Source organism: Streptomyces sp. NPDC046870 (assembly GCF_040704595.1).
Lineage (GTDB): Bacteria > Actinomycetota > Actinomycetes > Streptomycetales > Streptomycetaceae > Streptomyces > Streptomyces argyrophylli.
Window position 1 is genome coordinate 1 of record NZ_JBEYXM010000053.1, and the last position, 12,641, is coordinate 12,641.

The 12,641-nt window shown below is 71.3% G+C and carries 10 protein-coding genes and 1 pseudogene; 4 read left to right on the plus strand and 7 right to left on the minus strand.

The features are described 5' to 3' along the window. Window positions 1-370: 370 nt before the first annotated feature. On the plus strand, window positions 371-1,183 hold the full coding sequence (locus AB0946_RS41505) for an SDR family NAD(P)-dependent oxidoreductase (protein WP_366765936.1): 813 nt from the start codon (window positions 371-373) through the stop codon (window positions 1,181-1,183). Between the two features lie 19 nt (window positions 1,184-1,202). On the opposite strand, the gene AB0946_RS41510 is transcribed toward AB0946_RS41505, so the two are convergent. The 4 genes from AB0946_RS41510 to AB0946_RS41525 all read right to left on the minus strand — a co-directional run bounded on the left by AB0946_RS41510 (window position 1,203) and on the right by AB0946_RS41525 (window position 6,984). Then, on the minus strand, window positions 1,203-4,004 hold the full coding sequence (locus tag AB0946_RS41510; protein WP_366765937.1) for an AAA family ATPase: 2,802 nt from the start codon (window positions 4,002-4,004) through the stop codon (window positions 1,203-1,205). Window positions 4,005-4,211: 207 nt separating this feature from the next. Beyond that, complete coding sequence (locus tag AB0946_RS41515; RefSeq protein WP_366765938.1) at window positions 4,212-5,225, minus strand: alpha/beta hydrolase; 1,014 nt, start codon at window positions 5,223-5,225, stop codon at window positions 4,212-4,214. A 527-nt stretch (window positions 5,226-5,752) separates the two neighbouring features. After that, the gene (locus AB0946_RS41520) at window positions 5,753-6,055 is read right to left on the minus strand and encodes a WhiB family transcriptional regulator (protein ID WP_366765939.1); all 303 of its coding nucleotides are present in this window, start codon (window positions 6,053-6,055) and stop codon (window positions 5,753-5,755) included. Between the two features lie 92 nt (window positions 6,056-6,147). After that, window positions 6,148-6,984: an alpha/beta hydrolase gene (locus AB0946_RS41525; RefSeq protein ID WP_366765940.1), complete on the minus strand. Its 837-nt coding sequence runs from the start codon at window positions 6,982-6,984 to the stop codon at window positions 6,148-6,150. A gap of 579 nt (window positions 6,985-7,563) precedes the next feature. Here AB0946_RS41525 and AB0946_RS41530 point away from each other — a divergent pair. After that, window positions 7,564-8,205 (plus strand): DsbA family protein, encoded by a 642-nt coding sequence (locus tag AB0946_RS41530; RefSeq protein WP_366765941.1) that lies wholly within the window; start codon window positions 7,564-7,566, stop codon window positions 8,203-8,205. Window positions 8,206-8,391: 186 nt separating this feature from the next. Continuing rightward, window positions 8,392-9,057 carry a nitroreductase family protein gene (locus tag AB0946_RS41535; protein WP_366765942.1) on the plus strand — a complete coding sequence of 222 codons (666 nt, stop codon included), beginning with the start codon at window positions 8,392-8,394 and terminating at the stop codon, window positions 9,055-9,057. Window positions 9,058-9,348: 291 nt separating this feature from the next. On the opposite strand, the pseudogene AB0946_RS41540 reads toward AB0946_RS41535, so the two are convergent. After that, window positions 9,349-9,729 (minus strand): annotated as a pseudogene (locus tag AB0946_RS41540) (hypothetical protein); the annotation flags it as partial. 586 nt (window positions 9,730-10,315) lie between these two features. Beyond that, a complete protein-coding gene (locus AB0946_RS41545; protein WP_366765943.1) occupies window positions 10,316-10,765 on the minus strand; it encodes a helix-turn-helix domain-containing protein in 450 nt (149 codons plus the stop codon). Between the two features lie 48 nt (window positions 10,766-10,813). Here AB0946_RS41545 and AB0946_RS41550 point away from each other — a divergent pair, with 48 nt between their 5' ends. Further along, complete coding sequence (locus tag AB0946_RS41550; RefSeq protein ID WP_366765944.1) at window positions 10,814-11,425, plus strand: hypothetical protein; 612 nt, start codon at window positions 10,814-10,816, stop codon at window positions 11,423-11,425. Window positions 11,426-11,544: 119 nt separating this feature from the next. Here the strand turns inward: AB0946_RS41550 and AB0946_RS41555 are convergent, their stop codons facing one another. Next, complete coding sequence (locus tag AB0946_RS41555; protein ID WP_366765945.1) at window positions 11,545-12,135, minus strand: oligopeptide/dipeptide ABC transporter ATP-binding protein; 591 nt, start codon at window positions 12,133-12,135, stop codon at window positions 11,545-11,547. Window positions 12,136-12,641 lie beyond the last annotated feature (506 nt).

Genomic DNA, 12,641 nt, shown 5'->3' on the forward strand with positions numbered 1-12,641 from the left:
CACCGCAGCACGCATGATCGGCTCCTAAGGTGTGGAGGACTCGAAGGCCGCTGGTGCAGCAGGCGCGGCCGGGAGGAGAGGCCGCCTGAAGGGCACGCCGTACGACCGTGCGGGCGCCGCCACGCCGGAACGACGACCTCACCTCGACGTGGCCCCTGGCGGCCGGCCCCACCATCCGTCGTCCGACCGTGGGCTCCGCCGGCACCGGTACCTAGAGGGCCGTCCGCGACGGAACACAGTCATTTCACCGATGCCCCTCCCGCGTCCCTCTGCTGCCATGGGTCAGGAAAGCCGCACACTGCACCCGGCGCGCCGCTTTGACGGGCAGGTACAGCGTGCCGACCACGCGCGATTCGTTCATGGGAAACCGATGACCAAGACCATCTTCGTGACCGCGTCGACCGACCCCCTCGGCGCCGCCGTCGCCCGCGCGCTGGCCGATGCGGACCACACCGTGTACGTGGGCCACCGGCAGGTCGCCGACGCGAACGACCGGGCCCCGGGCGGCCCCGGGACGGTCATCGGCGTGGACACCCGCGGTCTGCGGACCGTGGCATACGAGGCGATCGACCAGCGTTCGGTCACCGCCGCCGTGCGCCGCATCGAGGCCGAGGCCGGGCCGGTCGACGTGGTCGTCCACTCGGGGGCGCCGATCACGCTCGGCCCCACCGAGTCCTTCACGCCCTACCAGCTCGGTCAGCTCTACGACGCTTGCGTACTGTCCGCGCAGCGGATCAACCGGGCCGTACTGCCCCGCATGCGCGAGCGCGGCGACGGGCTGCTGATCTGGACAGATCCGCCCACGCGGCCGGGCCCGGCACCCTTCCTGGCACCCGGGCACGCGCTGCGTGCCGCACTGGGGCAGCTCGCCGAGGCCTACGCCGCCGAGCTGGCCCCCTTCGGCATCGACGTCACCATCGTCACCCTCGGCGGGACATCGGCGGAGTTCAGCGGCGCGGCGGAGCCTGTCCGTGCCGCGGACGCCGATACCGCCGCGTTCTACCGGGTGCCCGCCGGCACGCCGGAGCGCGCCGGCGGGCACCCCGCCTCTTCGGCACCCGCCGTGCAGGAACTCGCGGCGGCCGTGGCCCACCTCGTGGCGGCTCCACGGGGCACCCGGCCGGTGCGCGTCGCCGTCGGGGACCCCGGCGCACCGGACGGTGCTGCGGCCGATGGCGGGTGACGGGGGACCGCTCACCGAATCAGGTGGCCGACGCCTCCCTGTCCCGGGCCGTCAGCGCATCCCTGAGCGCCGCACGGGAGGTGATGCCGAGTTTGGGATAGATCTGGTAGAGGTGGGCGCCGACGGTGCGGTGCGAGATGAAGAGCCGCTCGGCGATCTGCTTGTTCGTCAGGCCCGACGCGGCGAGCTGAGCGATCTCCCGTTCCTGCGGTGTGAGTTCCTGCCCGGTGCGGTCGCTGGTGTTCGGCACGCTCCAGCCCGCGGCACGCAGTTCCTTCGCGGCCCGCTCCGCCCACGTCCGGGAACGCAGCTGCTGGAAGCTCCGCAACGCGTCGACGAGGGGTCCCTTGGAGTCCGTCGTGGCGCGGGCACGACGCAGCCGCTCACCCTGGGCCAGACGCACCCGTGCCAGGTCGAACGGCCAGCGGTCCACGTCCGGCCTGCCCAGTGTCTTCTCGAACAGCCTTACCGCCTCCTCCTCGTCCTCCGTGGCGAGGGCGGCGCAGCCACCGGTGAGCAGGGCGAGCCGGGGCGAGAACACGTCCAGGCGCGCCTCCCCCAGCGCACGCACATGAAGGGCGGCCTCCGCCCAGCGGTTGGTGCGCACCGCGGACTCCACCAGGTCGAAGGCGAGCCACAGTGCGTGCGGCGCGTACGGCGCCAGGCTGCCCGCGGGGGACACCGCGGTCGCATGCCGGTACGCCTCCTCGAAGTCGCCCTCCGCAATGCTCGCCACGGCGTGGACGTGATGGGCGTAGTGGACGGCCGAACGCACCCCCCGCGGGGTCGCCCAGTCCATTATCCGGTCGGCGAGCGCCTGCGCGGTGCCGGAGTCACCGAGGGACGCGGCCACCATCGCCTTGTTGTAGTGGAAGTACCAGGCGAAGAAGGCGTAGCCGGAGGTCTCGCACAACTCCAATCCCTCCTCGCTCAGTTCGGCGACCTCGTCCCAGCGGCCCGTGTGGTAGCCGTCGAGGCACAGGTGCATCAGGCCACCCAGATGCCTGCGCATCGGCCCGCCGTCCCGTCCCTGGCGCACCACGTGCCACGACGGCTCGCGCAGGGCGGAGAGCCGGTCCGGGTAGATCGACGCGGTGCCGATCCGCACGATGCGTGCGGGGTCCGTCTCCTCCATGACGGTGTCGAGGATCTGGCCGAGCTGCTCCACCGCTCCCGCCCCGGTGCGCGCCGGGTCGGCGAAGGTCTGGTAAGCGACGGAGAGAAGGCGCGGGGCCTCCGGGCGCATCCGCGAGAGCGCCGTGAGGAAAGGCGGCCACAGCTCCGCCCGGCCACCGAAGAAGCACACCAGCAGCAACAGGTGGAGGGCGTCGGTGAGCGCGACGTCGTTCGCGTCGTAGCGGTGCGTGCCCTCCTCGATGGCGCCGACCAACAGCCGGTGGGCGGTGGCCACGTCGCCGTCCCGGTTCAGCAGGAGCTGCACCGCGGCGGCGACCGAGTGCAGCGATCTGGCGTGCCGCGGGTCGGCGCGGCGCGCGTCCTCCAGCATCTCCGAGGCGCTGTGCAGCGCCCCGGTCGCGTCGGCGCCGATGTACGCGGCCTCCGTCAGACGGCGGGCGCGGTCCCGGCCGGCCGGGCTGAGGTCCGCCGCTCGGGTGAGCCGCGCGATGGCGGCCACGGCGTCCCCGCGGCTCAGGATGCGGTGGGCGGCCTCTTCCAGCTGGAGAGCGACCTGCTCGTCGGGTTCGAGTGTCGCCTCCCCGAGATGCCAGGCCCGGCGTTCCGGATCGTTGGTCAGTACCTCGGCGAGCGCGCGGTGGGCGGCGCGGCGCAGGTTGCTGGCGCACGCCTCGACCACGGCCGAGCTGATCAACGGGTGGCGGAACACCAGCCGGCGGGTGCGCTCGTCCAGGCGTACGAGCTGGTCCTGCTCGGCGGGGGCGAGGTCCTCCAGACCGGTGTCGCCGTCCATCTCCCGCCCCGCCGCGTGCAGGACGCCCAGCTCGCCGCTGCCGTCGAGGGTGGCCAGGAGCAGCAGGTTGCGGGTTGCGGCCGGCAGGTCCCGGATACGGGAGACGAACAGGGATTGCAGGCGTCCGCTGAGCGGCAGGACCGCGGGCAGGGCCTCGAGTGCCGTGCGCTGGCTGGTCCGCAGCGTGCCGGGCAGCTCCAGCAGGGCCAGCGGATTGCCCTGCGCGGTGTCCAGGAGGCGCCGGCGTACCTGGCGGGCGAGCCGGGGGAAGCGCAGGTCCACCAGGCGGGTGGCCGCTTCGGGGTCGAGGGGCGGCAGCTCGTAGGTCGGCAGGCCGCCGCTCTCGAAGAAGCCGTCGGCCCCGGTACGCGAGGCAGACAAGAAGCTGACGCGGCTGCCGGACAGGCGCCGGGCGATGAAGCCGAAGACGGCGGCGCTCGCCCGGTCGATCCAGGGCAGGTCGTCGACGACGAGCAGCACCGGGCTCTCCGTGGCCGCCTCCTGCAGCAGGGTCAGTGCGGCGTTGGAGACGAGCAGCCGCTCCGGGGGTGAGCCCGCTCCGAAACCCAGTGCGACCTGGATGGCGTCGTGGTGGGTGGAGCTGAGGCGGTCCAGTCCCTCACGCAGGGGAAACAGGGCCTGGTTCAGGCCGGAGTAGCTCACGTCCGCCTCGAACTGGACGCCGGCGGCGCGCAGCACGCGTGTTCCCTTGTCCGAGGCTGCCTGCGCCGCGGCGTGCAGGACCATGGTCTTGCCCACACCGGGATCACCGGACAGCAGCAGGGCCCGCCCGGTGTGCGGGCTGGTGAGGAAGGCCGCGATGCGGGCGAGGTCCTGATCGCGCCCCACCAGTGCGTCGGCGCCGTCTCGCAGCGGGTCGGCCAAGCTCACCAGGCATCGCTCCATTCGGCCGAGGCGCGCGTCATGCGATCGGGCCGGGAACGTCCGCCGCCCGATCGATCGGCGAGACACTAACACCCTTTAGTTGAGCGCTAAAAGAAACTTCTCGCTGAATGAGAGGCGGCGCCGATCGAAGCCGACCGAAGGCCGAGCGGCCTGCAACCACCCTGCGGATCCCGGATGCGGCCGGGGAGTGCCTCAGGCCGCGCCGAGGCGCTCCCTGATCACATCGATGACCTCGGCCTGGACGGCCGGAGCGACCTTGGTGGCCAGCCAGAGCAGATGGAACGCGCCCCGCTGGCGGCGCACCCGGACATCCACTCCGGCGGTGTGCAGCGCCCGGGCGTACTGTTCGCCCTCGTCCCGCAGCGGGTCGAGGCCCGCTGTGATCACGGTGGCGGCCGGAAGGCTGCTGAGATCCGACGCCAGCGCCGGTGCTGCGCGCGTGTCGGTGCGGTCGGCGGCGTCCGGCGCATAGCACTCGGCGTACCAGTCGAGCAGCTCGGTGGTGAGGAAGTACCCCTGGCCCAGCTCCCGCCGGCTGACGGTGTCGGCCCGCGGCGGGTACAGCGTCAGCGGCGTGATCAGGACTTGGTGGACCAGCTCCGGACCGCCCCACGCGCGGCACTGCTGCGCGACCACGGCGGCCAGCGTGGCACCGGCGCTGTCCCCGCCCACCGCCAGCCGTGCCGGATCGATGCCGAGGTCCCCGGCGTGCGCGGCGACGTGACGGGTAGTGGCCCCCGCGTCGAGCACCGCGGCGGGGAACGGGTTCTCGGGCGCCAGCCGGTAGTCGACACTGACTACGACGTGCCGGGTCACCCCGGCCAGCGCACTGAGGAACCCGCTGTGGCTGTCCGGTCCGCCCTGCACGAAGCCTCCGCCGTGGAAGTACACCAGCCCCGGGCGCGGCCCACGGGTCCCGGTGGGCCGGTCCTCGACGGGCCGGTACACCGTCAGCGTCAACGGCCCGGCAGGACCGGGGACGACGGCGGACGTCACCGAGGCCGTGCGCGGGGCGGGCCCGAACAGCGCCGCCAGCGCGGTGTCGGCCCGCGCCTGCCGCACATCGGCGGGGCGCTGCCCGCGCTGTCCGTGGGCGGCCAGCACCGCCAGCGCCTCCTCGGTCGACGTGGTGTAGTCCTCGACGGACATCTCCACCCCGGCCGGTGGCCCGCCAGGTGTCGTGCCCGGTCCGGCGATCTCGTTCATGACTGCTCCTGTTCGTGCGGGCCGGCCGGCGGACGGTGGCGTCCCGCTCCTCACGACGCGACGACGACCCTCCCGCCCCCCTGCGCCGCGCCCGGGACCGGCCGGGCCCCGGTACTGGGACTCATAGGCCCTCGATGTTCCGTCAGGCGACCACGCGGTGCCGACGCGGGACCGCTTCCGGGCTCCCGCCGGTGGCCCGCCGGGCGGGGGAGGAGGTCGAGCCGGCGGTCCGTGCACGTGAGGGAGAAAAGCCTGCCCCGCGCCGGATCCTCGCAGCGAACGCGTCCGTGCCGTTCTCTCACGCCGGTGTCGAGGCGCAACAGGACGCTGATGACGCGCGCTTCCATGAACGTCACGCTGTCCAGGCCGACGTCCAGCGGCCGCCCGCGCGATGTGCCGGCAGGAGATCGATCTCGCCGGGTACCTCGACGACGAGCGGGCGGTGCGACTGAAGCACGGCTCGTCCAGGCCGGCGGCGGGGCAACGCCCCCCGCCGCACCCGCCCCCGGGCTCGCCGGGCCGCTGCCTCAGGCGGTGCGGTCCGTGCGGTTCAGTCGGGGCGCGGCGTCCAGCAGGGCCCGTCGTTCCTGCTCGCTCATCCCGCCCCACACCCCGTGCCGTTCTCCGTGACGCAGGGCGAAGTCCGCGCACACGGCTCGAACGGGGCAGCCGTCACACACGGCTCGGGCCAGCAGGTCGCGGCGTCGCCTGGCCTCCCCACGGACCCCCGGTGGCGCGTAGAACACCTCGCTGTCCAGGCCGCGGCAGGCCGCGTGCCGCTGCCAGTCCCACACCTCGACCATGGGCCGCAGGCGCGTCCGTGCCTCCATGTCTGCCTCTCTGCTCCTGTTCCGGCCGGGCTCCACGTCTCGTCGCCGCGCCGCATCGAGCCGGTGCGGTGCGGCGCGGGCCGGCGGCCCTCCTACTTGGCGAGGAAGGTGAGAAGGGCCTGGTTGACCTCGTCGGCGTGGGTCCACAGCAGTCCGTGGGGGGCGCCCTCGATCTCGACGTACTCGGCGCTGGGCAGGGCCTGGTGGAAGGGGCGGCCGGTGGCGTCGATGGGCAGGATGTTGTCGGCGGTGCCGTGCACGATGAGCGCGGGCACGTCGACGGCCGCGATGTCCTCGCGGAAGTCGGTGAACCACGTCAGCGGCGCGGCCGCGGCCGCGTGGAAACCGCCGCCGGCGGCCACGTTCCAGCTGTTGCGCAGCGCCTCCTCGCTGATGCGGGTGCCGAGGTTCTCGTCCAGGTTGTAGAAGTCCCGGTAGAACTCGGTGTAGTAGGCGTACCGGTCCGCTTTGACCGAGGCGACGATGTCCTCGAAGAACTCGCGCGGAGCCGCGCCGGTGGGGTTGTCGTCCGTCTTCAGCAGGCAGGGCTCGAGGGAGGCGAGGAAGGCGGCTTTGGCGACGCGGGCGGAGCCGTAGCGGCTGATGTAGCGGGCGACTTCGCCGGTGCCCATGGAGAACCCGGCGAGCACGACGTCGTTGAGGTCCAGGGTTTCCAGGACGGTGTCGAGGTCGGCGGCGAAGGTGTCGTAGTCGTAGCCGGTGGTGGGCTGGCTGGACTGGCCGAAACCGCGCCGGTCGTAGGTGATGACGCGGTACCCGGCCTCCAGCAGCGCGGCCGTCTGTTTCTCCCACGAGTGCCCGTCCAGCGGGAAACCGTGGATGAGGACGACGGGCTGCCCCTCACCGTGGTCCTCGTAGTAGAGATCGACGGAGGTGGAGTTCTCTTCCCCCACGGCGATGTACGGCATGTACTTACCTCTTCTCGGTGAAAACACGGAAGTTCGTGGAATCGGCGCCGGCGTCAGGGCCGTTCGCCTGTCCAAGGTTCGTGCGGCCGACCCGGGCACGCATCCGCGCAATGACCTAGACCCGATTCCTAGGTAGGTCGTGGCGGCCCACCGACGCGTGACGAGCGGCCTGTCGCACCGGGCAGGACACACCCCTTCAGCCGCCTGCCTCTTCCCGCACATGAGCGTTTCTCGTACGGCTGCCTACGGCAGGGTCCGTCGTACGGCACTCCGACGCGGTGACGAACCAAGGGAGTCGGGGATACGGGTCCCCCGACCAGTCCGCGGCGAACCGTTCTGACGACAGCGGCGGTGGTCGTGGCTGCGGACGCGGTGACTCCCCGCCGCACCACCTTCCCGGTGAGCCGCCGGAACGGCACCGGCAGCCACGACCTCGGCTTCCGGTTTCGCTCCCGTTCGTAGTGCGCGAGGGGTGACGGTTGCTTGGTCCTCTTCTTCGAGTTACAGTTAGAAGCTGTAATTTAATTAACTCCGCGAGGTGCGGAAGCCCGGCTGGAATGCTCCGAGAGGCGCGCTGTCATGAGGGCCTACGACCACGAACCTACGGCGGCACGGCAACACGCGGTCCCGTACTGGTTCGACCTCCTCTGTCCGTTCTGCTACGTCGCCCAGCCGAGGAACGAGGTCCTCGAACGGCGCGGTCTGGAAGTCGTGCACCTCCCGTTCCAGATCCATCCCGAGATTCCACCCGGCGGGATCGAGGCGGGCCCGCGCAACGGGCCGATGTACGAGATGCTCGAAGAGGAGGCCGCCCGGGCCGGGCTGCCGCTGGCCTGGCCCACCCGGCTTCCCGGCACCCGGACGGCACTGTCCGCTGCGGACTGGGTACGGCTGCACCAGCCCGACGCGGCGGCCGGCTTCATCAAGCAACTGTTCGCCGCGCACTTCGCTCTGGGGGAGGACATCGGCGATCCCCGGGTGGTCGACCGCCGAGCCGAGGCCTCGGGCGTCGACGTGCAAGCCCTGCGTGCCGCCCTCGCGGACGGCAGCGCCCGATCGGCCCTCGCGCGGGCGGAGGGGCTGGGCAGACGGGCCGGCGTCCACGCGACTCCCAGTTGGCTCATCACTGGGCGCCTGGTCTCCGGCCTCCGGCCAGTGTCGGAGTACGAACGCCTCGCGGACGAGGTACTCGGACAGGTAGCCGGCAGCACGAGCGGTTGAACGGCGGCCCACAGCGGCACAGGCCGGTATCGCCGCGGCCATTGCTTCCCTGTTCGGCCCCCGTGCCGGCCCAGCCACCACGGCCGGTGACCGAAGCGCGTCAATCGATCAGACCGCACTATTGTCGGAGTGTCGGCCGCCCGTCGGCGTTGCGCGATCTCCGCCCGGCTCCCTCAGGAGGACCGCATGGACGTGTACGAGGCTCTGTACACCACCAGAATGATGCGGCGCATGCGCAAGGACCCCATCCCGATGGAGACGCAATGCCGCATCCTCGACGCAGCCATCCGCGCGCCGAACGGCGGCAACGCCCAGCGCTGGCACTTCCTCGTCGTGGACGACCCCGACCGCAAGCGCGAGTTCGCCGAGCTGTACCGGAGGTGCCGGGAGAAGGAGTACGCCGACATCGCCCGGGGAGCGCTCGCCGAGACGATCCACGACCCCGAGGAGCACGCCGCCACGCTGCGGCGGATCAGGGCATCGGGTGACCACTTCACCGAGCACTTCACCGACATCCCCCTGTTGCTCTTCGTCTTCTCGATCGACGACCACGGTGGCGCGAACATCTACCCCGCCATTTGGAGCACTCTGCTCGCCGCCCGGGCGGAAGGCGTCGGCGGCGTCATCACGACGGTGCTGCGGTACGAGGAGGAGACCGTGCACAAGCTGCTCGGTGTGCCGACCGAGGACGGCTGGCGGATGAACGTCATGCTCGCGCTCGGCTACCCCCTCGGCCGCTGGGGCGTGGCGGCCAACCGGCGGCCGGTCCACGAGGTGGCCAGCCGCAACACCTGGGGCGGCGACTTCGGCGCGACCGTCCCGGAACCCTTGTGGGCGCCTCCCGCCGAGTGAACTTCCCGACGGGCCGGGCGGTGGGCCACCGCCCGGCACGATGACCATGGCGACTCGGTCGGCGGACAACTGGATCAGGTCGTACCAGTCGCCACCCACCGCGTCTCCCCGGCCCGCAGGCAGGTAGCGGGCGGCCGCGCGGACGGCCGGGAGGCAGGGCAGCTTTCGGGGCAGAAGGCCGCACTGCAAGCCTTCGGCACGGGCGTGCTCGGCGTCGTACAAGCGTGCCCGCTCGAACGCCTGGGCGACCAGGCCGCTGAGCGCTGTCAACAGAGTTCGCTCCTCCTCGCCGATCGGACACTCTCGGCTGAATGAGACATCGGAGCATCCGATGGCACGTCCAGAGGCGATGAGGGGCAGAAAGGCCCATGTGTTCTTCGGTGACGTGGCCGTGAAGCCGGCCAGTTCCGGGTAGCGCCGGAGGATCTCGGCCTTCGATTCGATGAAGAGGGGAGTGCGCGTGCGGATGACGTCCGGCGATGATGGGGTGGGACGTGAGCGGAAGCCCGCGGATCTGGCTCCACAATCCCCGGTATGCCTTGGGGTATCCGATGTGGCCGACCAGATGCAGTCGGTCCTTCTCGAACGCGTAGATCCCCAGCCCGTCGGCTCCGAATGGTGGCAAAACATGTTCTGCGACGGCTCGCAGGACATCCTGAGAGGTGACGGCATCAGCCAGTGCTGCGGTGAGTTCGACTATCCGCACGGTCCTGTCGAACGCCGGCGCACCAGCACTGGGCCGGCCGGGCACCCTCTCCAGGCGCTCCGCACCCCACGCGGCTATCGCATGGAGGAAGGACCGCCGCAGCTCGTCCGGCTCGGCCGGCCCGGCCGTGAGTACGGAGAGCGCACCGATCGGCTTGTCGCCGGCCAGCAGCGGTACCGCCACGGTGCCGGACTCCCGGTCTCCCGAGCGGCCACCCGGCATCCAGGCGTAGGCGCCACCCTGGACGGCGCGCGCCGCCGCCGCGTTCGCCGCGTTTGTCAGGTCCGCCCACGCCTCGGCCCTGTCCGGGAAGAGTCTGCCGACGGTCACGAGGCGCAGCCGGCCCGCAGCGGGATCACGCCAGTGCACCGCCGCGCCCAGGCCACCCAAGCACGTCGTGGCCTGCTGCAAGGTCAATTCAAGGGTCTCTGCGTCCCACGGCTGTTGGTCCGGACTCGTCAGACATTCGAATCGCAATGCTTCCGGGTGTTCGAGGTGGCTCCCTGGCCTGGCGACTGCCATCGCGCCTCCTGCCGACTCGGTCAGAACGAACTATCCGACGGTGGGCGGGAATTCCGCGGAACGGGTTCCTGAAAGCCCCGGCGCGTCGGCCGCCCGCTGCACGTCCGGCCGGGTCATTGGGCAGGCGCGTACCGTTCCGATGTGGCCGGGCCTGGCGGGGCGGACGCCTGTGCTGCGGAACCGCTGCCGGTAGTCCCGGGGCGAGATGCCGAGGCTCTGCAGGAAGCTGTCGCTCAGAAGCGCAGCCGTGTCGAAACCGCAGCTTGCGGCGACTGCCTCGAGGCTGACATCGCTGGAGCTGAGCATGAGCTTCGCCGCCTCGATCCGGACCCGTTCCACATACCGGGCAGGGGGCATTCCGACCGCCTGCATGAACGACTCGGTGAGATGATCTCCGGACACGGCCGCACGACGAGCCAGCGCAGCTGTGGAGTGATCGGCGGCTGGGTCGTGCATCACCTCGTCCATGACCTCGCGCACCTGATCACTGTCACCCGAATAGGCCGGCGACCAGATGCTGAATTGGTTATGGCCCCCCTGACGCCGGAGAACGGGAGCGACGACGGGGCGAGTGGAGTCAGGACGACCGGCCTCACGCCGCAGAGTCCCGGCACACAGAACGACACATCGACCGTTCAGCGGGCGCCGACCGACCGTGCCTCGGACGCCAGGTCGGTCCCCGCCGGTTGGGAACGCATCAACGCCCTGGAGGGCAGCCTCTGGGTCCCCAAGGGCTGGACTCGTCAGACGGACAGCGACCAGATCGGGTACAGCCCGGACGGCGGCAACCACCTCCTGCGCATCAGCGTCGACTCCACGCCCGACTACCCCACCCCCCGCGCGCACCTGCTGCATCTGGAAAGGCTGTATCGGCCCCTCGACGGCTACCAGCAGATCCGGTTCGGCACCAACAACTTCCGTGACGAGGCGAACGCCGTGCTGTGGGAGTTCACCTGGATCCAGAAGCCGGAGGAGGGCCCTGCGGGACAACACCGAATCATCGACCAGGTCTATGACTCGGACGACGGCGGCATCGAGTACGGGATCCTCATGGAGGGCCCCGCGGATGACTGGTCGCAGACGCAGAAGCAGTTCGACACCGTCCTGCGCGGCTGGCAACCCGCGAGCCACCAAGGCTGAGGCCCCGACCGTCACGGCTCTGACTCCGGTGAGCCGGCCAGCGCCACGAACCCCGAGCCGAGGTGGGTAGCGGGGGCGCGATGCGAACCACGCGACCATGGGGTTATGAGCCCGGCGAGCTACCGAGCTGCTCCACCCCGCGTCGGTGGCTTCGACGTACGGGACGCCACTCCAGCGCGGGCGGCGTGGCCGCGGTGGGTCCGGCGACCGTGCCGGTGGTGGAGACGGATATGAGCGGGCTCCTTCCGCGGACGGTGCGGGCACGTCCGGGGCCGGGGAGACGTTCGGAAAACCGGGCAGCACCCGCAGGCACGCCGACTGTCGCCCGGGGCCGGCCGGCCGACAGCTGGACAGGGGTGCTGCCGCAGACGCCCGGCTGCTGGTCGCCGGCCGCGGCGACGAAGAGGCGGCCGTCGAGAAGTCGTGCACGTCGGGCAGCGGGCCGCGAAGGGGCGGCCACGGCCGAGCGCGGCCGGGTTGGGAGGGTCGCCGGGCAGCCCGGCCGGCGCCATGCGGGTGACAGGGTCGCCGATGGCGGGGAAGGCGCGGGTGAGCGCTCGGGTGCACGGGTGCCCGGGGTCGTCCAGGAGCTTCCGGGAGAGCCCGGACTCCACCAGCTCGACGGCGTACATCACCGCCTTCTCCGAGGTGCGGGGGAGCGACGGAGCGTACAGGTGCACGATGGGCGCCGTCCTGGTCTGCTCGCCCATGACTCCACCGTCCTGCGCGCCGGCGGGCCGGACCAGGGCATACGGAAGTACGGCCGCGAGCCCGACCTCACAGCCTCACAGCTCACCGCCTCAACCGGGGAAAACGGCCTGCCAGGCACACAGTTGGAGCTGAGGCAGCGTGACGCCGGGCTCCCGGTTGCGCGCCGACCGGCACGACGTCCTCGCGGAACTCCTTCGGATACGGCTTGGGCACCGCAACATCCATCCAGGCCGCCTCTCAGCAAGCCGGTCAGTGTCACCCAACCCCCTGGCAGTCCCCACCGCTGACAGGCCAATCGGTAAGACTTACGGGTCCGAGCCAATGGCTGAGGACGCGACCGCCCTGGCAATCCCTGTCATACGACTGATGCCCTGGAGCGGCAGCGCGAGGCACCGTACGAGGGCCGCTTCAGCTCGCTCGGCTTCGGCACGGCCTGTAGCCCGCGAACTAACTGGTGACCTCCCCTTTCGTCGTCCTTCTTGGAGCCAACATGCGTGCTGCAGTA

Bases quoted from the DNA above. Each gene is read 5' to 3' on its own strand.
- AB0946_RS41505 (WP_366765936.1), top strand. From the start codon at position 371: ATGACCAAGACCATCTTCGTGACCGCGTCGACCGACCCCCTCGGCGCC.
- AB0946_RS41515 (WP_366765938.1), bottom strand. From the start codon at position 5,225: ATGAACGAGATCGCCGGACCGGGCACGACACCTGGCGGGCCACCGGCC.
- AB0946_RS41520 (WP_366765939.1), bottom strand. From the start codon at position 6,055: ATGGAGGCACGGACGCGCCTGCGGCCCATGGTCGAGGTGTGGGACTGG.
- AB0946_RS41525 (WP_366765940.1), bottom strand. From the start codon at position 6,984: ATGCCGTACATCGCCGTGGGGGAAGAGAACTCCACCTCCGTCGATCTC.
- AB0946_RS41530 (WP_366765941.1), top strand. From the start codon at position 7,564: ATGAGGGCCTACGACCACGAACCTACGGCGGCACGGCAACACGCGGTC.
- AB0946_RS41535 (WP_366765942.1), top strand. From the start codon at position 8,392: ATGGACGTGTACGAGGCTCTGTACACCACCAGAATGATGCGGCGCATG.
- AB0946_RS41550 (WP_366765944.1), top strand. From the start codon at position 10,814: ATGGCCCCCCTGACGCCGGAGAACGGGAGCGACGACGGGGCGAGTGGA.
- AB0946_RS41555 (WP_366765945.1), bottom strand. From the start codon at position 12,135: ATGGGCGAGCAGACCAGGACGGCGCCCATCGTGCACCTGTACGCTCCG.